Genomic DNA, 24,610 nt, shown 5'->3' on the forward strand with positions numbered 1-24,610 from the left:
ACCCCGCCCCGCCCCCGCACACCACCCCGACCTGGACTGGCTCCGGGTGCTGGCCATCGTGGTGCTGCACCTGTTCCACACGGGGATGATGTTCAACACCTGGGAGTGGCATGTGAAGAGCCCCCAGCCGCTGCCGGTGCTGGAGCCGGTGATGTCCGCGCTGCACCTGGTGCGCATGCCGCTGTTGATGGTCATCTCCGGCGCGGGGACGGCGTTCGCGCTGCGGCGGCGCGGCCTGGGGGCGTTCACGAAGGACCGGACGAAGCGGCTGCTGTTGCCGCTGGTGTTCGGGATGTTCGTGGTGGTGCCGCCCCAGATCTACGTGGAGCGCCTCTTCCGCGGGCAGCTCCACGGCAGCTACGCCGAGTTCTACCCGACGGTGTTCGACTTCGTGCCCTACCCCGCGGGCAGCTTCAGCTGGCACCATCTGTGGTTCGTGGCCTACCTGTTCGTCTACTGCCTCATGGCCCTGCCCCTCTTCGCGGCGCTGCGGACGCAAGCCGGGGGCCGGTTCCTCGCGGGGGCGGACGCGTGGCTGTCGCGCGGGGTGAACGTGCTGTGGCTGGCGGTCCCGCTGGCGCTCACCCGGGTGCTGCTGCGCGACTTCCCGGAGACGCACGCGCTGCTGGATGATCCGCGCACCTTCCTCCTCTACGGCCTGCTGTTCCTCTACGGGCACCTGCTGGGCCGCTGCCCGGGCGCGTGGGAGCGGCTGGTGGCGCTGCGCCACGTGCTCCTGGCCGTGGCGGGGGCGGCGCTCTTCGTGGAGTGGGCGCTCCCGTGGCCGGTGATGCCGGTGGTGCCCGCCATCGTGGGGGGCACGGTGCTCCTCTGGAGCGGGCTGCTGACGGCGCTCGCCTACGCCCGGCGCCACGTGCGCACGGCCCCCGCGTGGCTTCCGCGCGCGCAGGCGCTGTCGTATCCGTTCTACATCCTCCACCAGACGGTCATCGTCGGCGTGGGCGCGCTGTGCCTGCGCCTGCCGGTGGGTCCCTGGGCCATGCTCCTCGCGGTGCTCCTCCTGTCCTTCACCCTCACGCTGGCGCTGTGCGAGGGCGTGTCGCGCGTGTCCTGGCTCCGGCCGCTGTTCGGCATGAAGCCGCGCGCGGCGCGTCCGGCCGCCCTGGCCCCGGAGGCGGTGGGGTGAGCGCCCCGGCCGACGCCCCGTCCATGCCGTGGCGGTGGCCCCGGCTGCGCCTGCGTCCCGCGCTGAAGGCGCTGGCGTTCGGCGTGGCCCTGGGCGTGTGGCAGGGCAGCGCGGTGCGGCTGACGCAGCTCATGTGGCCGGCCCCGGGCCCCTGGGCGCTGGCGTTCATCTGGGAGGTGACCAGCGCGCTGGCCGTCACGCTGCTGCTGCCCATCCTGATGACCGCGGTGCTCAACGCGCCGTCGCTCCGCGTGGGCTGGACGCGCTTCCTGGGCCTCCACGCGGCGGCGTTCCTCCTCTTCACGTCGCTGCACATCGCGCTGATGGCCGGCTTCCGGCACGCGGTCTACGCGCTCCTGCACCTGGGGGACTACGACCTGGGGCCCGCCGTGTACGCGCTCCCGATGGAGGCCCAGAAGGACCTGGTCACCTACGGCCTGGGCTGCGCGGTCATCGCGCTCCTGTACGAGTGGCGGGAGCGACAGGCCCGCGCGCTGCGGTCCGCGGAGCTGGAGGGCGAGCTGAGGGCCGCGCAGCTCCAGGCGCTCACGGGCCAGCTGCACCCGCACTTCCTCTTCAACGCGCTGCACACCATCGGGTCGGTGATGTACGAGGACCTGCCGCGCACGGACCGGCTCCTGAGCGACCTGGGCCAGTTGCTGCGCGCGAGCCTGGAGCGCACCGATCCCACCTGGACGCTGTCCGAGGAGCGCGGCCACACCGAGCGCTTCGTCGCGCTGCTCGCGGCGCGCTTCGGCGACCGGCTCGACGTGCGCTGGGACGTGGCGCCAGGGCTGGAGCCGCAGCGCGTGCCCTGCTTCGCGCTGCAGACGCTGGTGGAGAACGCGGTGAAGCACAACCAGGACCTGCGCGGCGCGCTGGAGGTCCGCATCCGCGCCCGCGCCGAGGCGGGCCGCTGGGCGCTGGAGGTGGAGGACACCGGACGCGGCTTCGGGGCCCCCTCCCCCGCGTCGGGCCCTGGGGTGGGGCTGACGCAGCTGGCGCGCGTGCTCACGCTGCTGCACGGCGAACGGGCCCGGCTGGAGCGAGGCGCGGGGCCGGAGGGCGGCGCGCGCGTGACGGTGTGGCTGCCCCGGGTGGAGGGCTCATGACGGTGTTCCGCGTGCTGGTGGTGGACGACGAGGCGCCCGCGCGCGCGAAGGTGAAGCGCCTGCTGGCCGCCGACGCCCGCTTCACCTGCGTGGGCGAGGCCCAGGACGGGACGGAGGCGCTCGCGCGCATCGAGGCGCTGCGGCCGGACCTGGTGGTGCTGGACGTGCAGATGCCCGGCCTCACCGGCTTCGAGGTCCTGGAGGCGCTCGGGCCGGACGCATGCCCCTCGGTCATCTTCTCCACCGCCTACGAGCGCTTCGCGCTCCAGGCCTTCGAGGCCCACGCGGCGGACTACCTCCTCAAGCCCTACGACGCCGGGCGCTTCACCCGGGCGCTCGACAAGGCCCATGCGCTCCTGAGCGCGGGGACGCACGGCGCCGCCGCGCTGGAGGCCCTGCTCGCCACGGTGACCCGGGCCCGCCCGGAGCGCCCCCTGGAGCGGCTGGTGGTGAAGGTGGGCGAGGGCTGGGTCCCCCTGCGCCTGGACACCGTGTGGCGCCTGTCGTCCGAGGACAAGTACGTGCGGCTCTACACCGCCCAGGGCGAGCACCTGGTGCGCCAGACGCTGCGCGCCCTGGAGGAGCGCCTGGACCCCGGCCGCTTCGTGCGCGTGCACCGGAGCGACCTGGTCAACCTGGAGGCCGTGGCCCGCCTGGAGCCGTGGACGCACGGGGACGGCATCCTCGTGCTCAAGGACGGCTCCACGGTGATCCTCAGTCGCACCTACCGCGAGGCCTTCCTCCAGCAGTGGGGCGCCGCAGAGTAGCCCGACGCGCCGGGTCTGTTCACCCGGAGGCCGGGCCCGGGGGCCACGGCGGGTCGCGGCATCCCAGCCGGACCCACCGGGTGCTACAGGTCTGTTGCCTGGAAACTGGACGTCCGCTGGAACGTGTCAGACGCTGCCTGTAGAGGTTCCAAGCAGCCATGCAGAACGTCCTGGACGGTAGGGAAGGACGGCGGGTCCACGAGGACCTTGCCGCGGAGCGCGCGGTGCTGGGCGCCGTGCTGGCGGACAACGGGCTCATCACTCCCGTGGCGGAGGTCGTCCACGCGGACGACTTCTCCAGCCCCTCGCACGCGCAGATCTTCGCCGCGATGATGCGGCTGGACGCGCAGAGCAAGCAGGTGGACCACCTGACGCTCGCGGAGGAGCTCAAGATCCTCGGCCAGCTCGTCGCGGTGGGCGGCCCCGCGTACCTGATGGGCCTGGACCAGGTCGTCCCGCTGGCGGCCAACGCCGTCCAGTACGCCCACATCGTCAAGGACCAGGCCATCCGCCGGCGCCTGGCCAACGTGGGCCGGGAGATCCAGGACCTCGCCAGCCAGGAGACGGGCGAGCTGGAGGTCCTGCTCGACGAGGCCGAGCGCAAGGTCTTCCTCCTCGCGGAGAAGAAGCGCGAGGGCGACCTGCGGCCGGTCAGCGAGCTGATGGAGCAGACGCTCGACCTGCTGGACAAGATGAAGAGCGCGGCGACGGGCGTGACGGGCCTGTCCACGGGCTACATCGACCTGGACAACCAGCTGACGGGCCTGCACGCCGGCGAGCTGATCATCCTCGCGGCGCGTCCCGGCATCGGCAAGACGTCCTTCGCCATGAACATCGCGGTGCACGCCGCGCTGAAGGAGAACAAGGCCGTCGGCATCTTCAGCCTGGAAATGCCCGCGGATCAGCTGCTCATGCGTCTGCTGGCGTCCACGGCGCGCGTGGACATGAAGAAGCTGCGCGGCGGCCGGCTGTCGCCCCACGACGAGGAGAAGTTCCAGGAGATGGCGGGCGCGCTCTACAACGCGCCCATCTACATCGACGACTCCGGCGGCCTGTCCCCGTTCGACCTGCGCGCGAAGGCGCGGCGCGTGAAGCAGAAGGACCCGCGCCTGTCGCTCATCGTCATCGACTACCTCCAGCTGATGCACCAGAAGGGCAAGGTGGAGAGCCGCCAGCTGGAGGTGGCGGAGATCTCCCGCGCGCTCAAGCAGCTGGCCAAGGAGCTGGAGGTGCCCATCATCGCGCTCAGCCAGCTCAGCCGTAAGGTGGAGGAGCGCAAGGGCGGCAAGCCCATGCTGTCGGACCTGCGTGAGTCCGGCTCCATCGAGCAGGACGCCGACGTGGTGATGTTCATCCACCGTGAGACGGAAGAGGACGGCGGCGAAGGGGGTGGCGGTGGAGGCGGCGGTGGTGGAGGGGGCGGCGGCAACACGGTCATCCCCGTGGAGCTCATCGTCGCCAAGCAGCGCAACGGCCCCATCGGGTCCGTCGATCTGGTGTTCCTCGCGGAGTACACGCGCTTCGAGAGCCGCGCCCGGAGCGAGTAGCCCCCGGGTCCGTCAGTCGCGGCCGGTGCGCAGGTAGCCCGTGACGTGCTCGCGGGCCGCCCTCACCGCGGCCTCCGGCCCCGTGCCCCGGCCCAGCTCCGCCGCCAGCGCGGACGCCAGCCGGCAGCCCGTGCCCCGCCGCTCCGGGGGCCGCTTCAGCCTCCGCCCCCGCATCACCACCGTGCGCCCGGCGAAGGCCAGCACGTCCGCCAGCCCCTGCCCCTCCGGCAGGTGCCCGCCCTTCACCAGCACCGCGCCGAAGCCGCGCTGGCACAGCGCCTCCGCCGCCGCGCGCGCGCCCTCCACCGTGCCCAGCGCGGGCCGGCCCAGCAGCCACGCGGCCTCCTCCAGGTTCGGCGTCACCAGCACGCGCGGGCCCGCGAGCGCCAGGTAGTGCCGGGGCGTCAGGCGCGACAGCACCTGCCCCCGCGACGAGCGCACCACCGGGTCCACCACCCACCACGCGTCCGCGTCCTTGAGCGCCGCCCTCGCCGCGGCCAGCTGCGACGACCCGGGCACCACGCCCCACTTCACCGCGTGGAGCGGACCCCACTCGCGCGCGGCCGTCACCTGCGCGGCCAGCATGCGCGGGGACGCCGGCACCACCGCGAAGGTGTGCGAGCCCTGCGCCGTCTGCGCCGTGGGCACCGCCACCGCGTCGCCGCCGCGCGCCCGCACCGCGGCCACGTCCGCGAGCAGCCCCGCCCGGCCCGTGGGCTCCAGTCCCGCCAGGAGCAGGACGCGCGGCCTCACCGGCGATGCTCTCGCGCCTTCTGCACCAGCGCCTTGTAGACGCCCAGGTGCACGGGGATGGTGCCCAGCATCAGCTCCGGGTGCCACTGCACGCCCAGCGCGAACGTGTGCGCGGTGGACTCGATGGCCTCCACCACGCCGTCCGGCGCCACCGCGCTCACCGTCACGTCCGTGCCCGGCTTGTTCACCGCCTGGTGGTGCGTGGAGTTGACCATCAGCTGCCCGTGCCCCACGGCCTCCGCCAGGAGCGTGCCGCTCTTCACCTCCACCGGGTGCTGCGGCTGCGTGCGGTCGTGCTTCTGCTCGTGGTCGCGCGCGCCCGGCACCTCGCGCAGGATGTCCTGGAACAGCGTGCCGCCCAGCACCACGGCGAGCAGCTGCATGCCGCCGCACACGCCCAGCACCGGCAGGTTGCGCCTGAGCGCGCCGCGGATGAGCTGCGCCTCGAAGGCCGTGCGGCCCTCCTTCAGCGGCCCCATGCCCTCGCGGGCCTCCTCGCCGTACGCGGACGGGGGGATGTCGAACGCGCCGCCCGTCACCACCAGCCCGGACACCCGCTCCAGGTAGGCGTCCACGCAGGACGCGTCATCAGTGTAGGGCAGCACGAAGGGCAGGCCCCCCGCGCGCAGGACCGCCTCCGCGTAGGGCACCTTCAGCTCGTAGCGGGGGAAGGCGGAGTCGGCCGGCTGGGCCCAGTCCGGGCTGAGGCCGATGTTGGGACGGCGCGGCGTCGCCCCGTGATGACGCGTGGACGGAGGGTTCATGTGGGAGTACCGCCTCCAGGTTAGAGGCCAGTCCCCCGCGCGCTGTCAAACGCCGCCGCCAGCTGCCGCACCCGCCCGGCGATGTCCTGGGCAAGCAGGGCGTCGGACACCACCGCCGCGCCGTGCGCGCCCGTCGCCGCCACGCTCGCGATGTTCGACAGGCCCACCCCGCCAATGCCCACCACCGGCAGCGGGCTCTCCGCCACCACCCGCCGGAAGGCCTCCAGCCCCAGCACCGGCGCGCTCACCACCTTCGTCGTCGTGCCGAACAGCGGCCCCACGCCCACGTAGTCCGCCCCCGCCGCCCGGGCCGCCTTCGCCCCCTCCGCTCCCCGCGCCGTCACGCCCACGTACCGGCCCGGCCCCAGCAGCTCCCGCGCCGCCTCCGGGGGCAGGTCCTCGTCCCCCACGTGCACCCCGTGCGCGTCCGCCAGGAGCGCCAGGTCCACCCGGTCGTTGAGCAGGCACACCGCGCCTGCCCGCCGGCACAGCGCCACCACCGCCCGGGCCGCCGCCAGCGCCTCCCGGGGCGGGGTGTGCTTCATGCGCAGTTGGAGGATGCGAGCCCCTCCCTCCAGCAGGCGCCCGGCCTTGTCCACCAGCGACAGCTCCGGACGGAGGCTGTCGTCGCACAGCAGGTAGGGACCTGGGGGAAGCGGCGGGCGGGACGAGACGTTCATCGGATTCCGGGCCTGGGGACACCAGCGTTGACAGGCGCCCCTCCTGCTATAAGGTGCCGCGCTGTTTTCCAAGCAATTCCGAGGATTTGAATCATGGCCGAAGGCATCAACCCGAAGCACCTCGACAAGCGCACCGCCGAGCGCTACCTGCGCAGCGGCCAGGTGGACGAGGAAGCCTACAAGAAGCACCTCGAGGAGCTGCCGGACGCGGCCGACAAGGCCGTCCCCATCGAGACGCTGATGGATGGCGACCTCGACGACGACTTCGATGACGAGGACGAGGACGCGGCGGACGACACCGACGACGACGCCTCCGACGACGAGGACGCGGCGGACGCGCCGGCCAACGAAGAGGACAAGGCGTCCGAATGAGCTCTTCGGAGAAGCGGGGTGAGACCTTCGTGATGACGGGGGATGCGAGCCCCGCCTCCGAGGAGTCCCTGTCGTTCAGCACCTTCGTCGTCGGGCTGGGTTCCGCCGTCCTCATCCACCTGGGGGTGGCGCCGAACCCGGAGACGGGCCGCATGGAGAAGGACCTGCCGTCGGCCCGGCAGAACCTGGACCTCCTGGCGATGCTGCGCGAGAAGACGCGCGGCAACCTCACCGCGGAGGAGGAGAAGCTGGTGGACAACCTCCTGTCCGACCTGCGCCTGCGCTACGTGGAGGCGAACCGGAAGTGAAGCCCCCTGAAGTCACCCGCCCGGGGGCCCTGCCCCGGGGCGTGCGGATCGCCGCCGCGCTGTGCCTGGTGCTCTCCACCCTGACGGGGTTCCTCGCCTGCAGCGAGGCCTCCGTGATGATGAACTTCGAGGCGCACCGGGAAGCGCAGCGCGAGCACGCCCCCACCCTGGCCCTCCTGGGCAAGGACCCCGCCGTCACCCAGGCCATCATGGAGGCGCAGCTGTCCGCGCTCTCCCCCATGCGCGAGTCCCGCGCCCTGGTGCTGATGGGCCTGACGGTGTCCTGCACCCTGCTCTTCTTCGCCTCCAGCCGCATGCTCCGCTCCCCGGACGGCATGCCCCGGGACGGCTTCCGGCAGCTGCTGGGCGGCGCGGGCATCTTCGCCGCGCTGCTGCGCACCATCGACGGGGCCCAGTGGGCCGTGGTGGCCCGCCACACCAGCCAGGCCATGGTGGAGGGGCTCAAGGGCCTGCCGGAGTTCCAGGACCCGAGCGCCGCGCAGCAGCTCTACGCGCTCGTGCCGTCCCTGATGACCCTCAGCGCGGTGCTGCCCACAGTGCTCGTCGCCGGTGGCTTCGCGGTGCTGGCCCAGTACTTCCGCAGCGAGGGCGTGCGCGCCGCCATCCTCACGCTCGACGGGCCCACGGAAGACCCCTGAGCCCCGCGACGCGGGGGCCAGCCGTCCTGGCCCTCAGCCCGCGTCCGTCTCCGCGCGAGGCAGCGTGGGCCCCAGCAGCAGCGCCTCCAGCGAGGCCATCGCGTCCGCCTCCGGGCCGTCGGCCGTGCCCTCCAGCGGCAGCACGCGGGCCAGCGGGGCGCGGGGCATGCGCAGGAGCTCATCCCGCGTCAACCCGAACACGTACGCCAGGTGGCCCATGGGCCAGCGCGACTGGAGCCGGGCGAACGCCGCGTCATCCAGCTCCTCCAGGGGACACGGCAGCTCCGCGTCCTCGTACACCACCTTCTCTCCCCCCACCCGGCGGCCGTTGCCGTAGGCAATGACCTCTTCGCCCTCGTCCGCGTCGTACACGTAGGCGTGCACGGTGGCGTTGGCGGCGGCGGACAGGAGGCGGGCCAGGGCATGGTGCGCCGCGTACCAGTGGGCGCCCTGCCGGCCCTGCGAGAAGGCCCCCAGGAAGGCCAGGCGCACCACCTTGCGGCGGCGGTTGATGGTGACGCGCAGCGCCGTGGCGGCCGGGGCGCTGTCCATCGACAGGGCCTCCCGGGCCAGACGCACGAGCGCCAACCCGGAGAAGGTGTCGAGTCGAACGAGATAGCCGCCGTGCGCGTCCAGAGTGAAGCCCCCGAGGATGGGCGCCGCCTATAACCGACCCCCCCACCCCCTGGCAACCTCGCCACCACGAATACCCGGCCGCTTCCAGCGGCTCAAAGTATTCCGGGGAAATCGCAGGGCATACGGGCAGTGTCGCCTTGCCAAGGGGACCCCGGCCCTTACGTTGAGGGCATGCGACTCGACAAATACACGGTGAAGGCGCAGGAGGCGATCCAGGAGGGTCAGTCCCTGGCCCGCCGGGCCGACAACCCCCACTACGAGCCGGAGCACCTCGCCGCGGCATTGCTGGGGCAGAAGGACGGCATCGTCGAACCCCTTTTGCGCAAGATTGGCGTGGACGTGAAGCTGTTCGCGGGCCGGCTGGGCGAAGCGCTCCAGAAGCTCCCGCGCATGCAGGGCGGCGAGAGCGCCATGCTCAGCCAGCGCCTGATGAAGACCTTCGACAAGGCCGAGGACGAGGCCAAGGCGCTGAAGGACGAGTTCACCTCGTCCGAGCACCTGCTGCTCGCGCTCACCCAGGACAAGGGCGCGGTCGGCGAGGCCATGAAGTCCTCCGGCGTGACGCGCGAGCGCGTGCAGGCGGGCCTCAAGGAGGTCCGGGGCTCCTCGCGCGTGACGAGCGCGGACGCGGAGTCCACCTACCAGGCGCTGGAGAAGTACGGCCGCGACCTCACGGAGGCCGCGAGGAGCGGCAAGCTGGACCCCGTCATCGGGCGCGACGAGGAGATCCGCCGCTGCATCCAGGTCTTGAGCCGCCGCACCAAGAACAACCCCGTGCTCATCGGTGAGCCGGGCGTGGGCAAGACGGCCATCGCGGAAGGGCTCGCGCGCCGCATCGTGGACGGCGACGTGCCGGAGGGCCTGAAGAACAAGCGCCTCATCACCCTGGACCTGGGCGCCATGGTGGCCGGCGCCAAGTACCGCGGCGAGTTCGAGGAGCGCCTCAAGGCGGTCCTCAAGGAGGTCGCGGACGCGGCGGGCGAGCTCATCCTCTTCATCGACGAGATGCATACGCTCGTGGGCGCCGGGAAGGCGGAGGGCGCCATGGACGCGGGCAACATGCTCAAGCCGGCGCTCGCGCGCGGCGAGCTGCACTGCATCGGCGCGACGACGCTGGATGAGTACCGCAAGCACATCGAGAAGGACGCCGCGCTGGAGCGCCGCTTCCAGCCGGTGTTCGTGGGCGAGCCCTCGGTGCACGACACCATCAGCATCCTGCGCGGCCTGAAGGAGCGCTACGAGGTGCACCACGGCGTGCGCATCCAGGACTCCGCGCTCGTCGCGGCGGCCACGCTCAGCCACCGGTACATCTCCGACCGCTTCCTGCCGGACAAGGCCATCGACCTGGTCGACGAGGCCTCCAGCCGCCTGCGCATCGAGATCGACTCGATGCCCACGGAGATCGACGACATCCGCCGCAAGGTGACGCAGCTGGAGATCGAGCGCGAGGGCCTGCGCAAGGAGACGGACCCGCACTCGCGCGACCGCCTGGCCACCATCGAGAAGGAGCTGGCGAACCTCAACGAGAAGTTCAACTCGCTCAAGGCCCACTGGGACGAGGAGAAGAAGGCCATCGCGGCGCTGCGCACCCTCAAGGAGAAGCAGGAGAAGGCGCGCAACGACCAGGCCGCGGCCGAGCGCCAGGGCGACCTGAACCGCGCCGCGGAGCTGAAGTTCGGCGTCATCCCCGGCCTGGAGAAGGAGGTCACCGCGCAGAACGAGAAGCTGGCGGAGCTTCAGAAGAACCAGAAGTTCCTCAAGGAGGAGGTGGACTCCGAGGACATCGCCGCGGTGGTGGCCAAGTGGACGGGCATCCCGGTCTCCAAGCTGATGGAGGGCGAGATGCAGAAGCTGGTCAAGATGGAGGACCGGCTCGCGGAGCGCGTGATTGGCCAGCGCAGCGCCATCGAGGCGGTGTCCAACGCCGTGCGCCGCGCGCGCAGCGGGTTGCAGGACCCGAACCGCCCCATCGGCTCGTTCATCTTCCTGGGCCCCACGGGCGTGGGCAAGACGGAGACGGCCAAGGCGCTGGCGGAGTTCCTCTTCGACGACGACACGGCCATGGTCCGCATCGACATGTCCGAGTACATGGAGAAGCACGCGGTGTCCCGGCTCGTGGGCGCGCCCCCGGGCTACGTGGGCTACGAGGAGGGCGGACAGCTGACGGAGGCCGTGCGCCGCAGGCCGTACACGGTGGTGCTCTTCGATGAAATCGAGAAGGCGCACCACGACGTGTTCAACATCCTGCTGCAGATCCTCGACGAGGGCCGGGTGACGGACAGCCAGGGCCGCACGGTGGACTTCCGCAACACGGTGCTCATCCTCACGTCCAACATCGGCTCGCAGGCCATCCAGGAGGGCATGGCGGGCACGGACACGCTCAACGAGAAGACGCGCGGCGAGGTGATGGAGGCGCTGCGCGCACACTTCCGGCCGGAGTTCCTCAACCGCGTGGACGAGATCGTCGTCTTCGAGCCGCTGCGCAAGAAGGACATCTACCGCATCGTGGACATCCAGCTGGGCCGGCTCCAGAAGCTGCTCCAGGCCAAGCGCCTCACGCTGGAGCTCACGGACAGCGCGCGGGAGCTCCTGGCGGAGCGCGGCTACGACCCCACGTACGGCGCCCGCCCGCTGAAGCGCGCCGTGCAGAAGTACCTGCTGGATCCGCTCGCCCTCAAGGTGCTGAACGGCGAGTTCGCGCCGGGCGAGCACATCCAGGCGGACGCGGGCCCGGACGGGCTCACCTTCGCCAAGGTGCTGGTGGACAACGCGAAGGGCGTGAAGAAGACGGCGTAGCGGCCGGCTTCGCGCTCGGGTGATGCACGGCGGGCCGCCTTCCCCATGGGGAGGCGGCCCGAGGTGTTTTCAGGTGCGGCGGTGCTTGTCGTAGAGCGCGTCGCGCCACGCGAGCAGGTCCGGGAAGCGGGCGGCGAGCCCCGGATGGGTCCACACCTCGCGCGTGCCCGGCCCCATGGGCTGGTGGCGGTCCGCCGGCGGCCCCAGCAGCACGAGCATCACCGCGGCGGTGATGTCCGCGTAGGTGAAGCCCGCGTCCAGCAGGTAGGGCCGGCCGCCCAGCGCCGCGCGCAGCTTCTCATAGGCGGGGGCGACGGCGGCCTCGACGGCCTCCGGGCCCCCGTCCGCCACCTGGTGCTTCCTCACCACGAAGCGCATGCCCAGGCGCGCGGTGGGGGCGAACACCGGGCGCAGCCAGCCGGGGACGAACCCGGGCAGCAGCTCCGCCTGCGCGCGGGAGCTCGTCAGCATGCGCGGCATGGCGTAGGCGCGGGCCGCGTCCAGCACCTCCTCGCTGGTGTCGTTCCAGGCGGTGATGGCGTCCAGGTGCGCGGCCGGGAAGAGCGGGTGGCCCTGCCCCACCGCCTCGGCGTGCTTCGCGATGGCGAACGAGCCGTGCGTGGCCGGCTGGGGCGGCTCCACGAGCAGCGGCACCGAGGGCCTCACGCCGGGAGCCACCTGCCTGCGCAGCCAGCGCTCCTGGATGAGGGGGACGTAGTCCTGGTAGCGGTAGGCCACGCGGTGGTGGTCCAACGCCCACCAGGCCTTCTCCGTCCAGCCCGACGAGGTCAGTCCGACGAGGGTTCGCATAGGGGCCGGGACCCTAGCAGCCCGGCGGACTCCGGGCCTGGGAGCCTGCGCTCCGAAGGGCGCGCGGAAATCCCGTTGGAGCCACGCATCGCGAAAAAGGGTCGGGCATCCGACCGGCGCTCGCAGTCGTGGGGCTCACTTCCCGGTGGAGGACGACATGAAGATCGGAATCATTGGCGCGGGGCTCATTGGCGGAACGCTGGCGCGGCGGTGGACGAAGCTGGGCCATGAGGTGTCCATCGCGAACTCGCGCGGGCCGGAGACGCTGCGCGACCTGGAGAAGGAGACGGGCGCGAAGGCCGTCACCGTCGAAGAGGCGGCGAAGGCTGGCGAGGTCGTCGTCGTGACCATCCCCGAGAAGGCGGTCCCCCACCTGCCCAAGGGCCTCTTCGCGAACGTGCCGAAGGACGTCGTGGTCATCGACACGGGCAACTACTACCCCGTGCGCGACGGCAGCATCCCGGAGCTCGAGGCAGGCACGCTGGAGAGCGAGTGGGTCTCGAAGCTCCTCGGCCGCCCCGTCATCAAGGCCTTCAACAACATCTACCACGCGAGCCTCGGGGAGAAGGGTGTGCCCAGGGGCACGCCCGGGCGCATCGCGCTGCCGGTCGCGGGGGATCCGCCCGAGCACCGCGCGAAGGTGCTCGAGCTGGTGGAGGAGCTGGGCTTCGACGGCATCGACGCGGGGGGCCTCGCGGAGTCGTGGCGCCAGCAGCCCGGCACGCCGGTCTACACCCGCGACTTCGACGCGCCGGGCGTGAAGAAGGCCCTCGCCGAGGCCGAGCGCTCGCGTCTGCCGGAGTACCGCAAGAAGGCGGACGACTCACTGCGGGCGTTCTTCGCGTCGCAGAAGTGAGCCTGCCGCTCGAACCAGCGGCTTGAGCGCGTCGTCGAACGGCGCGGGCCGGGGAGGCTTGTGCTGCGGCGTCGCCGCGCCAGGAGCGCTCCCTTCCCGCCCGCGCAGGAACGCATCCTGTTCGTTCACGGACCGCGCTGGATGAGCTGCTCCACCGCCTCGCGCACGTCCCGCAGGAGCGACGGCTCCCTCACCGCGATGAAGATGGTGTCGTCGCCCGCCACCGTGCCCGCCAGCCCCTCCACCTCCTCGCGGTCCAGCGCCAGCCCGAAGATCTGCGCGTAGCCGGGCGCCGTCTTCAGCACCAGCATGTTGGGCGGCGCCTCGATGATGGTCACCGAGGGCGCGAGCGGCACGGGCGCGACCGGCGGCTCGGCGCGCTGGTAGCGCCCGTTCACCTTCTGCACGTTCAGCTTCTTCAGCCGCCTCGACAGCGTGGACTGGCTGGGCGTGTGCCCCGCCTCCTCCAACAACGTCTGGAGCACGGCCTGATCCGGAACGTCCTGCCGGGAGATGAGCTGAAGGATGGCGTCGTCCAGGTTCATTCACCTTCACCTTGCATGCGACTGAATACGCACGCAAGGCGCATGAAAATCCCCCGAGAATTCTCTTGCGCGCTGCGCCGTTCTGCATAATATCCGCGCCTCCTCCACGAATATGCGCGAATTTGAGTGCATATTCAGCAGTCACCATCCATCCGGCGCGGCCGGGGGAGCACGAAGCCCATGAAGCATGTCACCCGCATCCAGGACCTGGGCCCGGAAGGCGTCGAGGCGGTCCTCTCGCAGGCGGCCGCGTGGAAGCAGCAGGATCCGGGGCACATCTTCCCGGGGAAGCTCCTGGGCATGGTGTTCTTCAACCCGTCCCTGCGCACGCGCACGTCCTTCGAGGCGGTGATGCTGCGCTCGGGCGGGCACGCCATCGTGCTCGACGTGGGCGCTGGCGTGTGGAAGCTGGAGGACCGGCCCGGCGCGGTGATGAACGCGGACCGCGCGGAGCACATCAAGGAGGCGTCGCCCGTCCTGTCGCGCTTCGTGGACATGCTCGGCATCCGCACCTTCTCCCAGGGTGGCGGTGACGAGGAGGACGAGGCCGACCCGGTCATCAACGCCTTCCGCAAGTGGGCCACCGTGCCGGTGGTGAGCATGGAGTCCGCGCGCGAGCACCCCTGCCAGGGCCTGGCGGACGCGCTCACGCTGCGCGAGACGTTCGGCACCACGAAGAAGCTGCCGGTGACGCTCACCTGGGCGCCGCACATCAAGCCGCTGCCCAAGGCCGTGCCCAACTCCTTCCTCCTGTCCGCGGCGGCCGCGGGCTGCGAGGTGCGCGTGGCGCATCCGCCGGGCTTCGACCTGCACCCGGCCGTGCGCGCGGAGGCCGAGGCCTACGCCAAGGCCACCGGCGGCAGCATCACGTACACGCATGATCAGGACGAGGCGCTGGTGGGCAGCCGCGCCGTGTACGCGAAGTCGTGGGGCCCCACGGCGCAGACGGCGCATTCGCCCGCGGACGTGGCGGCGCTGCTGGCGTCGTACTCGGGCTGGATGCCCACGCGCCGGCACATGGCGAAGGCCGCGAAGGACGCGGCGTTCCTGCACTGCCTGCCCGTGCGCCGCAACGTGGAGGTCGCCGACGAGGTGTTGGATCACGCCAGCAGCCGCGTGGTGGACGAGGCGGGCAACCGCTACCACGTGCAGCGCGCCCTCCTGGCCTGGATGCGCGGCGGCTGATCCACACGGCCCGCCGCTCCCCCCTTCCTCCGTCCCCTTTCGAACTTCCAGAGGTCCACCGTGCCTTTGTCTCCCGATCCGTACGCCGCGCTTCGCCACGCGGCGAAGTACGTGAAGCAGTTCCGCAGCAAGACCTTCGTGGTGAAGCTGGGCGGGGCCGTGCTGACGGACCCGCGCACCCGCAAGGCGGCGTGCGAGCAGATCGCCCTCCTGTGGGCCTTCTCCATCCGCCCCGTCGTGGTGCACGGCGGCGGTCCGGAGCTGGACTCGCTCTGTGACGCCCTGCACCTGCCCATCGAGAAGGTGGCCGGCCGCCGGGTCACCTCCGCGCCCGTGCTGGACGCGGCGAAGATGGTGCTGGCGGGCAAGCTGCACACGGACCTGCTCGCGGACCTCCAGGCCGCGGGCGTCCCGGCCGTGGGCCTGTCCGGCGTGGACGCGGGCCTCATCAAGGCGCGCAAGCGCCCGCCCGTGCTGGTGACGGAGCCCGGCGAGTCGCAGGGCCGCATGGTGGACTACGGCCTCGTGGGCGACATCGAGTCGGTGGACACGCGCGTCGTGGAGCACCTGCGCTCCGCGGACTACGTGCCGGTCATCGCCCCGCTGTCGGGCGGCCAGGACGGCTCCGTCTACAACACCAACGCGGACACGGTGGCGGCGGCCCTGGCGGCGGCGCTGCACGCGGAGAAGCTGTTCTTCCTGGTGGAGGTGCCGGGGCTCCTCAAGGACGTCTCCGACCCGTCGTCGCTCATCTCGCTGGCCACGCTGTCGGACCTGGCCTCCCTGGAGGCCGAGGGGCGGCTCACGGGCGGCATGCGTCCCAAGGCGCACGCCATGCGCCACGCGCTCGTGGGCGGCGTGGGCAGCGTGCACCTGGTGAGCGGCAAGCAGTCCGACGCGCTGCTGGAGGAGGTCTTCACCAACGAGGGCAGCGGCACCATGGTCGTGCGCGAGCACCCCGTGAAGCACGGCGAGGCCAGGGGTTGAACCCCGCCGAGCTGCTCACCGCGCTGGTCGCCACGCCCAGCGTCTCCGGCGACGAGGCCCGCATCGCGGACCTCGTGGCGGGCCACGCGGAAGCCTGGGGGGCCCGCGTGCACCGCCAGGGCCACAACGTGTGGTTCAGCGTGGGCAGCGGGCCGAAGCGCCTGCTCGTGAACTCGCACCTGGACACGGTGAAGCCGTGCGCCGGGTGGAGCACGGAGCCGCACGAGGCGGTGTGGAAGGACGACACGCTCTACGGCCTGGGCGCCAACGACGCCAAGGGCTGCGTCACCGCCATGCTCCTCACCGCGAAGGCGCTGCTGGAGGAAGGCGCGCCCTCCGGTGTCGAGTACGTCTTCGCGCTCACCGCCGAGGAGGAGACGGGCGGCCAGGGGCTGGGGCCGCTGCTGCCCGCGCTGGGGCCGCTGGACGCCGCCATCGTGGGAGAGCCCACGTCGCTCAGGCCCTGCACGGCGCAGCGGGGCATGTTGCTGTTGCGCTGCGTGGCGCACGGCAGGAGCGGCCACGTGGCGCACGCGCACGCGGGCGGGCTGGACAACGCCATCCTCAAGGCGGCCCGGGACATCCAGGCCGTGTCCGCGCTGCGCTTCCCCGCGCACCCGCTGCTCGGGGAGGCGCGGGCGCAGGTGACGCAGGTGTCCGGGGGCCTGGCGCGCAACCAGGTGCCGGACCGGTGCGAGTTCTTCGTGGACCTGCGCACCACGCCGGGCATGGACCACGCGAAGGTGGCGGAGGACATCGGCAAGGCGCTGGAGAGCGAGGTAGGGGTGCACTCCGCGCGCTACCTGCCCAAGGGCACGGACGCGTCGCACCCGCTGGTGCGCGCGGCGGTGGTGGCGTCGGGCCAGGACACGGTGGGCTCCAGCACCACGTCCGACTGGGCGTTCCTGGGCGACGTCCCGGCGGTGAAGGTGGGCCCGGGCGACACGCTCCGGAGCCACCAGGCGAACGAGTACCTCACGCGCGCGGAGCTGGAGGCGGGGCTCGCGTTCTATCGACGACTGCTGCACGGCTATGCCGGGGAGGTGTCGCGTGGCTGAGACGTTGTGGGGCAAGGGCCAGCCGCTGGACGCGGCCATCCACGCCTTCACCGTGGGCGACGACCCGGTGGTGGACCTGTCGCTGGTGCCGCACGACGCGCTGGGCAGCGCCGCGCACGCGCGCATGCTCGCGCACGTGGGGCTGCTGTCGCCGGAGGCCGCCGCGTCGCTCGTGGGCGCCCTGCACGCGCTCCACGACGAGGCGCGTGCGGGCCGCTTCACCATCCGCCCGGAGCAGGAGGACGGCCACACCGCGCTGGAGGCCGCGCTCGTGGAGCGCACCGGCGAGGCGGGCAAGCGCATCCACCTGGCGCGCTCGCGAAACGACCAGGTGCTGCTGGCCCTGCGCCTGTTCATGCGCGAGGAGCTGCTCGCGCTGGGCGCGCGCACGGCGGAGCTCGCGGGCACGTTCCTGGACTTCGCGGAAGCACACGCGGACCTGCCCCTGCCCGGCTACACGCACCTGCGCCGCGCGATGCCGTCCACCTTCGGCCTGTGGGGCATGGCGTTCGCGGAGGGGCTGCTGGAGGAGCTGGAGGCGCTGAAGGGCGTGTGGGGGCGGCTCGACCGCTGCCCGCTGGGCGCCGCCGCGGGCTTCGGCGTGCCGCTGCCCATCGACCGTGAATATGTCGCGCGGCTGCTCGGTTTCAGTCGGGTTCAACGCAGCCCCATCGACGCGCAGGACAGTCGGGGGCGGCATGAAGCGGCGCTGCTCACCTGGGCGTGCTCGGCGGCGGGCACTCTGGAGAAGTGGCTGTGGGACGTGCAGCTCTACAGCATGGACGAGTTCGGCTTCCTGGCCCTGCCGGACGCCTTCACCACGGGCTCGTCCATCATGCCGCAGAAGAAGAACCCGGACGTGGTGGAGCTGGCCCGGGGCCGCTGCCGCGAGCTGCGCGGCCTCGCGCACCAGGTGGAGGCGGTGGCCGGAGGGCTCCCCTCCAGCTACCACCGTGACTTCCAGCTGCTGAAGCGCCCCACGCTCCAGGCCCTCACCAGCGCGAAGGCGTTGCTGGAGGTCCTGGCCCGGCTGGTGCCCGCCTTGAAGGTGAACGCGGAGAAGGCGCGCGCGGCGTGCGACGACACGCTCTACGCCGCGCACCACGCCTACGCGCTCGTGGCCAGGGGCCAGCCCTTCCGCGACGCGTACCGGGAGGTGGGCCGCCAGCTGAACGACGGCACCTTCCAGCCGGACCGCGGCGCGCTGACGGCCACCCACCTGGGCGGCGCCGGCAACCTGGGCCTCGCCACCGCGCGCGAGGAGCTGGCGGACGCGCGCGACTGGCTCACGCGCGCCCACGCGCAGGCGACCCAGGCCGCCTCCCGCGTCTGGGCCCCCTGAAGGCTTTCCCCACCCCTTTCGCAGCAACAGGAGTTGGAAGATGAGCAAGAAGTCCGTGGTGCTGGCGTTCTCCGGCGGCCTCGATACCGCCTTCTGCGCGGTGTACCTGCGCGAGCAGGGCTGGGACGTCACCACCGTCACCGTGGACACGGGCGGCTTCCCGGCCGAGCAGCTGGAGCGCATCCAGGCCCTGTCGCAGAAGCTGGGCGCGGTGGCGCACCACACGGTGGACGCGCGCGACACCCTCTTCCAGGGCTACCTGCGCTTCCTCATCGCCGGCAACGTGCTGCGCGGCCAGCTCTACCCGCTGAGCGTCTCCGCCGAGCGCGCCTGCCAGGCCGTGGAGGCCGTGCGCATGGCGGAGGCGCTGGGCGTGCAGGCCGTGGCCCACGGCAGCACCGGCGCGGGGAATGATCAGGTCCGCTTCGACGTGGCCTTCCGCACGCTCGCGCCGCAGCTACAGCTCATCACGCCCATCCGCGACCTGGCGCTCTCCCGCCAGCAGGAGCTGAGCTTCCTCGCGGAGCGCGGCTTCCACCTGCCGGCGAAGACGGGGGCGTACTCCATCAACGAGGGCATGTGGGGCACGTCCGTGGGCGGCCGCGAGACGCTGGACTCGTGGAGCACCCTGCCGGAGGCGGCCTTCCCTGGCGGTGAGATCCCCACCGACCTGAAGCCCCTGCCGCTGGTCATCTCCTTCGACAAGGGCGTGCCGGTGGCACTCGACGGCCAGGCGCTGTCCGCGGTGGAGGTGGTGGAGAAGCTCAACGCGATGGGCCGGCCCTACGGCATCGGCCGGGGCGTGCACCTGGGCGACACCATCCTGGGCATCAAGGGCCGCGTGGGCTTCGAGGCGCCCGCGGCGCACCTGCTCATCGCGGCGCACCGCGAGCTGGAGAAGCTGGTGCTGTCGGGCAAGCAGCTCTTCTGGAAGGAGACGGTGGGCAACCTGTACGGGTCGCTCCTGCACGAGGGGCACTTCTTCGACCCGCTGGTGAAGGACCTGGAGGCGTTCCTCGCCTCCTCGCAGGACCGCGTGACGGGCGAGGTGAAGCTGACGCTCACCCCGCGCGCCCACGTCGTGGAAGGCGTGCGTTCGCCGCACTCGCTGATGGACGCGAAGGTGGCCACGTACGGAGAGGCCAACGTGTTGTGGACGGGGACGGAGGCGGCGGGGTTCGCCAAGCTCTACGGCGTCGCGCAGATGCTGTCGCGGAAAGCGAAGTGACGACATGAAGATCCACGTCGACAAGGTGGGCAGTGTCACGCGCAACCTCCAGGTGGGGCGCACGGTGCACCTCACGGACGAGGTGAAGTGCGAGGAGGGCGCCGTCATCGCGGTGCGCATCCACGGGGAGAAGAGCGTCTACAACCAGCTGGAGGACGTGAACGGCCGGCTCGTCACGCTCCACGCGGGCGACATCGTCGTGGGCGCGCTGGGCCACCGCAACGCGCTGCACGGCTACGAGGGCATCGTGCCCCCGTCCGTCGCGGTGGGTGACAGGCTCCACATCCTCAACATGGGCGGCGTCATCGGGAAGTGCACGTCGCACAACCCGGGCGTGGGCGCGCCCTTCGAGGCGGAGGTGCTGGGCCAGGTCCTCACCTTCCCGGAGTTCCAGTCGCGCGCGGGCCAGCACGCGCACATCTCCAACGGCGCGCTCAAGGGCACGTCGAGGGAGGTGACGTGCCCGGTGGTGTACGTGGTGGGCACCTGCATGAACGCGGGCAAGACGTACGCGGCCAGCGTGGTGGTGCGCAAGCTGGCCCAGGCGGGCTACCGCGTGGGCGGCGCGAAGCTCACGGGGGTGTCGCTGATGCGCGACACCCTGGCCATGCAGGACAGCGGCGCGGACGTGGTGATGGACTTCACCGACGCGGGCGTCGTGTGCACCGGCGCGCGCACGGCGTCCAAGGTGGCGCGGATCGTCTTCTCGGAGATGGCGGCCCAGGACGTGGACGTCATCGTCGCGGAGACGGGCGACGGCATCATGGGCGAGTACGGCGTGCAGGCCATCCTGGCGGACCCGGAGCTCAAGGCGCTGGGCGGCGCGTACATCCTGTGCGCGAACGACCCGGTGGGCGCGGCCGGCGGCGTGCGGCACCTGCGCGAGGTGTACGGCATCGAGATGGACATGGTGGCCGGGCCCGCCACGGACAACGCGGTGGGCGTGCGCTTCGTGGAGCAGGTGGTGGGGCTGCCCGCTCGCAACGCGCGCGCGGATCCGAACGCCCTGGGAAGTCTCATCGTGGAGAAGCTCGCGCCCAGGCTGGGAGCGGGGAGGAAGTCATGACGTCGCCTGCGCACATCTACATTCTCGGGGCCTCCGGTTTCGGCGGAGGCGAGCTGCTGCGGCTGCTCGCGAACCATCCTGGCAACGCCGGCATCCGCGTGGTGTCCCGGCACCACGCGGGGTCGCCCGTCCACAAGGTGCACCCGCACCTGCGCGGCCTCGTGGAGGGCCGCTTCGAGGCGGAGCCGGACTGGCGCTGGCTCGCGGACTCGCCGCGCCCGGTGGTGTTCAGCGCGCTGGGGCATGGCGAGCTGGCGTCGCAGTTCGCCGGGCTGGAGCAGCAGTGGGCGGACGCGGGGCTCGCGGACCGGCTGCTGCTGGTGGACCTGTCGTCCGACTTCCGCCTGGACCACCCGGGCCGGTACGCGGGCGCCTACGGCCGGCCGCACCCGGCGCCGGAGCTGCTGGGCACGTTCACCTACGGCCTCACGGAGTGGAAGCGCGAGCAGGTGAAGACGGCGAAGCGCATCGCCAACCCGGGCTGCTTCGCGACGGCGGTGCAGCTGGCGCTGCTGCCCATCGCGGCCACGCCGGGGCTGGGGCTGCTGGCGGTGTCGGGCGTGACGGGCTCGTCCGGCTCCGGCTCGCTGCCGGGCGAGGGCACGCACCACCCGACGCGCGCGCATGACTTCCGCGCGTACAAGCCGCTGGAGCACCAGCACGAGGCGGAGGTGGAGGTGATGCTGGTGGCGCACGGCGCGCAGCGGCACCGGCTGGCCTTCGTGCCGCACTCGGCGCCCATGGTGCGCGGCATCTTCGCCACGGTGCAGTTCGAGTGGCCGGAGCACGGCGGCGCGGTGGTGACGCAGTCGCTGACGGAGAAGTACCGCCGCTACTACGAGGGCTCGAAGTTCGTGCGCATCGTGGAGGGCACGCCGCGCGTGGCGGCCGTCGCGGGCAGCAACTTCTGCGACATCTCCGTGGCGACGAAGGGCCGCTCCGTGGCGGTGATGGCCGCGCTGGACAACCTGGTGAAGGGCATGGCCGGCCAGGCCGTGCAGAACTTCAACGTGGCCCTGGGCTTCCCCGAGGACACCGGCCTGCGCCAGGCGGCCTGCTACCCGTAGGGACGTGAAGCCCCGGGCGTCGCCGCGCCACGCCCGGGGCTGCCGCGCCCGGCTCCGGGTGTGCCCTTTCAGGCCAGGGAGCCGCGCCCCGGTTCGTCGCCAGGAGGCGCGGTGCCCCTGCCCATGCCGCGCGTCCTCAGGCCGCGGGCGTCTTCGGCATGTCGCCCGAGGGCGTGGTGCCCTCCCCCGCGGCGCTCGCTTCACCCGACGGCGCGGGCTCGGGGGCGGGGGCCGTTTCCTGTGTCGCGACGGCATCGCTGGCGGCGGGCGCGGCTTGGGAGGTGGCTGGCGCCTCGGCGGCGTTCCCCTCGCGCTGCTCCAGCCGCTCGCCTCCGGCCTCCGCGGCCTTGAGGAACTCGTCGTACTCCGACTTGCGGGCGGCGGCCTTCGCCTCCGCGTCGGCGGAGCCCCGCTCCGCGGCGGCGCGGCCCGCGCGGATGGCCCGGGCGCTCAGCAGGATGCCTCCCACGAAGGCCAGGAGGTGCAGCGCCGACATGAAGCTCCACCCCGTGATGAGGCCGTCCGCGCCGTCGCGCACGAAGTTGAGCGCGAGCACGAACACCCCGCCGGACAGCGCGGCCCCCACGGCCGTGGTCCACGTGCGCAACGCGACGATGCGCGCGGCGCCGTAGCAGAAGGCCGGCAGCACCGCGAGCACCCACAGGTCCTCCAGCGCCACCACCACCGGGATGCGCAGGAAGTCGGACGGCAGCGCGTTCACCCGCGAGTGCAGGCGCAGCACCAGCGACACGCTGAGCATGGCCCCCACCACCAGCGACAGGAAGCCCAGTCCGACGATGAACTGGAAGCGGCGGACGCGGACGCGCAGGGGATCGAGGACACCAGGTTTCGTGCTCACGGCCCGAAAGCCTAGCGCACTCTCACCCTTCGTCCTCTTCCCCGACAGCCGCTTCCCCCGCCGAGCGAGGGGGCGGGCCGTCGCCGTAGAAGACCTCCTCCATCACCAGCCCCTGGGGCGGCGCGGTGGCCCCGGCCTGCTTGCGGTCGCGCGAGGCCAGCACCTGGGCCACCCACGCCTCGGGGCGGCGCCCCTTGCCCACCTCCACCAGGGTGCCCACCAGGTTGCGCACCATGTGCTTGAGGAAGGCCGTGCCCTCCACCACGAAGGCAATGGTGTCTCCGGACGCGCCCTCCACGCGCACCTGCCGGAGCTCGCGCACCGCGTGCTTCGCCTGGCAGTCCGCGGCGCGGAACGCGGAGAAGTCATGCCGGCCCACCAGGGCCTGCGACGCGCGGCGCATGGCCTCCACGTCCAGCGGGGCGAACAGCTCCCAGTGCGTGGTGCGCAGGAGCGGTGAGCGCGTGCGCCGGTTGCTCACCCGGTAGCGGTAGCGCTTGCCCCGCGACCAGCGGCGCGGGTCGAACTCCGCGGCCACCTCCTCGGCGGCCACCACCGCGATGTCCGGCGGGAGGAGGCCGTTGAGGCCCATCGTGTAGGCCTTCATCGGCAGCACGCGAGGCGCGTCGAAGCAGGCCACCTGCCCCGTCGCGTGCACGCCCGCGTCGGTGCGGCCGGCGGAGGCGACGAGGACGCGCTCCCCCAGCAGCTTCTGGAGCGCCTCCTGGAGCGTGGACTGGATGGACGGCCCCTGGGGCTGCACCTGCCAGCCCACGTACCGGGTGCCTTCATATTCGAGCGTCAGCTTCAGCCGGGGCATGGGGTGAGCAGCGGCGCGCGGTTCAACGCGACTTCAGCCATCCCTCCAGCACGTCCGCCGCGAGCTTCGCCAGCGACACGTTCGCCTTGCGCGCCTGGGCCTCCAGCTTCTCGTACAGCGCGGGGTCCAGCGGCAGCGCGAGCAGGCGCGGCTCGGTGGCCGGGAGGTCGTCCAGGTGCATGGCCTCCGTGGGCGGGCCGTCCACGAACGCCGCCACCTCCGACAGCTCCAGCGCCATCTCCGACGTGGGCGCGGAGGACTGGCGCGTGGACAGGCGCTTCAGCTCCTGGGGGCGCTCGTCCTCGAAGAGCTGCTTGACGAAGTTGGCCAGGTGCAGCGGCGTGGGCGTGAAGTCGTAGGACTCCAGGAAGTCGTCCAGGTCGCGCTGCATGTCCAGCGCCGTCTGGTAGCGGCGCTCGCGGTCGCGGGCGAGCGCGCGCATCAGGATGGCCTCCACGCGCTCCGGCAGGTCCTCGCGGAAGTACGACGGCGCGTAGATCTTCGCCTCGGTGATGCTCCGCATGACGGCGATGTCGGAGTCGCCCGTGAAGAGCTTGAAGCCGGTGAGCCACTCGTAGAGGACGGTGCCCAGCGAGAAGATGTCGCTGCGGCTGTCCAGCGGCCGGCCCAGGCACTGCTCCGGGGACAGGTAGCTGAGCTTGCCCTTGATCTCCCCCGAGCGCGTCTGCTCCACCTGGTTGGCGGCCTTGGCGATGCCGAAGTCGAGCACCTTCACCGAGCCATCGAACGCGACGACGATGTTCTCCGGCGTCACGTCGCGGTGGACGATGTTGAGCGGGTTGCCGTAGCGGTCCTTCTTCGTGTGCGCGTAGTGGAGGCCCGCGCAGACGCAGGAGGCGATCTTCAGCGCGTACACCATGGGGAAGGGAATCCCCAGGGACTCGGCCTTGGGCACGACGCGGCGCATGTCCCGGCCGGACACGTACTCCATGGCGATGAAGTAGCTGTCGACGATCTTCCCCAGGTCGTGGATCTGCACGATGTTGGGGTGGTTGAGCTGGGCGGCGAGCCGCGCCTCGTTGAGGAACATCTTCACGAAGGCCGCGTGCTTGGACAGATGCGGACGGATGCGCTTGATGACGATGGGCGTCTCGTCGCCGCTGTCCTCCAGCTGGTGCGCGAGGAAGATCTCCGCCATGCCCCCGACAGCGATCCGGTCGATGAGCCGGTACTTGCCGAAGCGGAACACATCGCGCGGGGGCGAGGAGGTGGCGGGGGCCATGGA

General features: G+C 71.9%; 25 protein-coding genes. 16 read left to right on the forward strand and 9 right to left on the reverse strand.

Annotation, left to right across the window (positions count from 1 at the left end):
• The 4 genes from U8525_RS31910 to dnaB all read left to right on the forward strand — a co-directional run.
• Positions 1 to 1,147, forward strand: a 1,147-nt coding sequence (locus U8525_RS31910) for an acyltransferase (RefSeq protein WP_374270499.1), incomplete at its 5' end; no start/stop codon positions are given.
• A complete protein-coding gene (locus U8525_RS31915; protein ID WP_374270500.1) occupies positions 1,144 to 2,259 on the forward strand; it encodes a sensor histidine kinase in 1,116 nt (371 codons plus the stop codon). The genes U8525_RS31910 and U8525_RS31915, both read left to right, overlap by 4 nt.
• A complete protein-coding gene (locus U8525_RS31920) occupies positions 2,256 to 3,026 on the forward strand; it encodes a LytR/AlgR family response regulator transcription factor (protein WP_374270501.1) in 771 nt (256 codons plus the stop codon). Before U8525_RS31915 ends, U8525_RS31920 begins: the two co-directional genes overlap by 4 nt.
• Before the next feature lie 158 nt (positions 3,027 to 3,184).
• On the forward strand, positions 3,185 to 4,573 hold the full coding sequence (gene dnaB, locus U8525_RS31925) for a replicative DNA helicase (protein WP_374270502.1): 1,389 nt from the start codon (positions 3,185 to 3,187) through the stop codon (positions 4,571 to 4,573).
• Between the two features lie 12 nt (positions 4,574 to 4,585).
• Here the strand turns inward: dnaB and U8525_RS31930 are convergent, their stop codons facing one another.
• From U8525_RS31930 to thiE, 3 genes are read right to left on the reverse strand one after another with little or no spacing between them, the layout of a single operon-like run.
• Complete coding sequence (locus U8525_RS31930; RefSeq protein ID WP_374270503.1) at positions 4,586 to 5,326, reverse strand: hydroxymethylpyrimidine/phosphomethylpyrimidine kinase; 741 nt, start codon at positions 5,324 to 5,326, stop codon at positions 4,586 to 4,588.
• Complete coding sequence (locus U8525_RS31935; protein WP_374270504.1) at positions 5,323 to 6,090, reverse strand: gamma-glutamyl-gamma-aminobutyrate hydrolase family protein; 768 nt, start codon at positions 6,088 to 6,090, stop codon at positions 5,323 to 5,325. The genes U8525_RS31930 and U8525_RS31935 overlap by 4 nt, the downstream gene beginning before the upstream one ends.
• A 20-nt stretch (positions 6,091 to 6,110) precedes the next feature.
• Positions 6,111 to 6,770: a thiamine phosphate synthase gene (gene thiE / locus U8525_RS31940; RefSeq protein ID WP_374270505.1), complete on the reverse strand. Its 660-nt coding sequence runs from the start codon at positions 6,768 to 6,770 to the stop codon at positions 6,111 to 6,113.
• A gap of 93 nt (positions 6,771 to 6,863) precedes the next feature.
• Between thiE and U8525_RS31945 the strand changes: the two genes are divergently transcribed.
• The 3 genes from U8525_RS31945 to U8525_RS31955 are packed head-to-tail and all read left to right on the forward strand — an operon-like array spanning position 6,864 to position 8,109.
• Positions 6,864 to 7,142: a hypothetical protein gene (locus tag U8525_RS31945; RefSeq protein WP_374270506.1), complete on the forward strand. Its 279-nt coding sequence runs from the start codon at positions 6,864 to 6,866 to the stop codon at positions 7,140 to 7,142.
• On the forward strand, positions 7,139 to 7,450 hold the full coding sequence (locus tag U8525_RS31950; protein ID WP_374270507.1) for a DUF1844 domain-containing protein: 312 nt from the start codon (positions 7,139 to 7,141) through the stop codon (positions 7,448 to 7,450). Before U8525_RS31945 ends, U8525_RS31950 begins: the two co-directional genes overlap by 4 nt.
• Positions 7,447 to 8,109, forward strand: coding sequence for a hypothetical protein (locus U8525_RS31955; RefSeq protein ID WP_374270508.1), 663 nt, complete (start codon positions 7,447 to 7,449; stop codon positions 8,107 to 8,109). Before U8525_RS31950 ends, U8525_RS31955 begins: the two co-directional genes overlap by 4 nt.
• A 33-nt stretch (positions 8,110 to 8,142) precedes the next feature.
• Here U8525_RS31955 and U8525_RS31960 read toward each other — a convergent pair whose 3' ends face one another.
• The gene (locus U8525_RS31960; protein ID WP_374270509.1) at positions 8,143 to 8,661 is read right to left on the reverse strand and encodes a hypothetical protein; all 519 of its coding nucleotides are present in this window, start codon (positions 8,659 to 8,661) and stop codon (positions 8,143 to 8,145) included.
• Positions 8,662 to 8,916: 255 nt separating this feature from the next.
• Here U8525_RS31960 and clpB point away from each other — a divergent pair, with 255 nt between their 5' ends.
• Positions 8,917 to 11,541: an ATP-dependent chaperone ClpB gene (clpB, locus tag U8525_RS31965; protein ID WP_374270510.1), complete on the forward strand. Its 2,625-nt coding sequence runs from the start codon at positions 8,917 to 8,919 to the stop codon at positions 11,539 to 11,541.
• A 69-nt stretch (positions 11,542 to 11,610) separates the two neighbouring features.
• Here clpB and U8525_RS31970 read toward each other — a convergent pair whose 3' ends face one another.
• Complete coding sequence (locus tag U8525_RS31970) at positions 11,611 to 12,351, reverse strand: glutathione S-transferase C-terminal domain-containing protein (RefSeq protein ID WP_374270511.1); 741 nt, start codon at positions 12,349 to 12,351, stop codon at positions 11,611 to 11,613.
• Between the two features lie 157 nt (positions 12,352 to 12,508).
• On the opposite strand from U8525_RS31970, the gene U8525_RS31975 reads away from it, so the two are divergent.
• Entirely contained in the window at positions 12,509 to 13,207 is a 699-nt protein-coding gene (locus U8525_RS31975; RefSeq protein ID WP_374270512.1) for an NADPH-dependent F420 reductase, read from the forward strand.
• A 125-nt stretch (positions 13,208 to 13,332) separates the two neighbouring features.
• Here the strand turns inward: U8525_RS31975 and U8525_RS31980 are convergent, their stop codons facing one another.
• On the reverse strand, positions 13,333 to 13,752 hold the full coding sequence (locus U8525_RS31980; RefSeq protein WP_374270513.1) for an arginine repressor: 420 nt from the start codon (positions 13,750 to 13,752) through the stop codon (positions 13,333 to 13,335).
• 180 nt (positions 13,753 to 13,932) lie between these two features.
• Here U8525_RS31980 and U8525_RS31985 point away from each other — a divergent pair, with 180 nt between their 5' ends.
• From U8525_RS31985 to argC, 7 genes are read left to right on the forward strand one after another with little or no spacing between them, the layout of a single operon-like run.
• Positions 13,933 to 14,937 (forward strand): N-acetylornithine carbamoyltransferase, encoded by a 1,005-nt coding sequence (locus tag U8525_RS31985; RefSeq protein ID WP_374270514.1) that lies wholly within the window; start codon positions 13,933 to 13,935, stop codon positions 14,935 to 14,937.
• A gap of 60 nt (positions 14,938 to 14,997) precedes the next feature.
• The gene (gene argB / locus U8525_RS31990; RefSeq protein WP_374270515.1) at positions 14,998 to 15,924 is read left to right on the forward strand and encodes an acetylglutamate kinase; all 927 of its coding nucleotides are present in this window, start codon (positions 14,998 to 15,000) and stop codon (positions 15,922 to 15,924) included.
• Positions 15,921 to 16,982, forward strand: a complete 1,062-nt coding sequence (locus U8525_RS31995; protein ID WP_374270516.1) for a M20/M25/M40 family metallo-hydrolase — start codon at positions 15,921 to 15,923, stop codon at positions 16,980 to 16,982. The genes argB and U8525_RS31995 overlap by 4 nt, the downstream gene beginning before the upstream one ends.
• Entirely contained in the window at positions 16,975 to 18,324 is a 1,350-nt protein-coding gene (argH, locus tag U8525_RS32000; protein ID WP_374270517.1) for an argininosuccinate lyase, read from the forward strand. Before U8525_RS31995 ends, argH begins: the two co-directional genes overlap by 8 nt.
• Positions 18,325 to 18,364: 40 nt before the next feature.
• Positions 18,365 to 19,552, forward strand: coding sequence for an argininosuccinate synthase (argG, locus tag U8525_RS32005; RefSeq protein WP_374270518.1), 1,188 nt, complete (start codon positions 18,365 to 18,367; stop codon positions 19,550 to 19,552).
• A gap of 4 nt (positions 19,553 to 19,556) precedes the next feature.
• Positions 19,557 to 20,618: a hypothetical protein gene (locus U8525_RS32010; protein WP_374270519.1), complete on the forward strand. Its 1,062-nt coding sequence runs from the start codon at positions 19,557 to 19,559 to the stop codon at positions 20,616 to 20,618.
• Positions 20,615 to 21,685, forward strand: a complete 1,071-nt coding sequence (gene argC / locus U8525_RS32015; protein WP_374270520.1) for an N-acetyl-gamma-glutamyl-phosphate reductase — start codon at positions 20,615 to 20,617, stop codon at positions 21,683 to 21,685. The genes U8525_RS32010 and argC overlap by 4 nt, the downstream gene beginning before the upstream one ends.
• 136 nt (positions 21,686 to 21,821) lie before the next feature.
• On the opposite strand, the gene U8525_RS32020 is transcribed toward argC, so the two are convergent.
• The 3 genes from U8525_RS32020 to U8525_RS32030 are packed head-to-tail and all read right to left on the reverse strand — an operon-like array spanning position 21,822 to position 24,607.
• Positions 21,822 to 22,544, reverse strand: coding sequence for a hypothetical protein (locus U8525_RS32020; RefSeq protein ID WP_374270521.1), 723 nt, complete (start codon positions 22,542 to 22,544; stop codon positions 21,822 to 21,824).
• 22 nt (positions 22,545 to 22,566) lie between these two features.
• Complete coding sequence (gene truA, locus U8525_RS32025) at positions 22,567 to 23,364, reverse strand: tRNA pseudouridine(38-40) synthase TruA (protein WP_374270522.1); 798 nt, start codon at positions 23,362 to 23,364, stop codon at positions 22,567 to 22,569.
• Between the two features lie 22 nt (positions 23,365 to 23,386).
• Positions 23,387 to 24,607, reverse strand: coding sequence for a serine/threonine protein kinase (locus U8525_RS32030; protein WP_374270523.1), 1,221 nt, complete (start codon positions 24,605 to 24,607; stop codon positions 23,387 to 23,389).
• Positions 24,608 to 24,610 lie beyond the last annotated feature (3 nt).

It is taken from the genome of Corallococcus sp. RDP092CA (assembly GCF_041903675.1).
Taxonomy (GTDB): domain Bacteria; phylum Myxococcota; class Myxococcia; order Myxococcales; family Myxococcaceae; genus Corallococcus.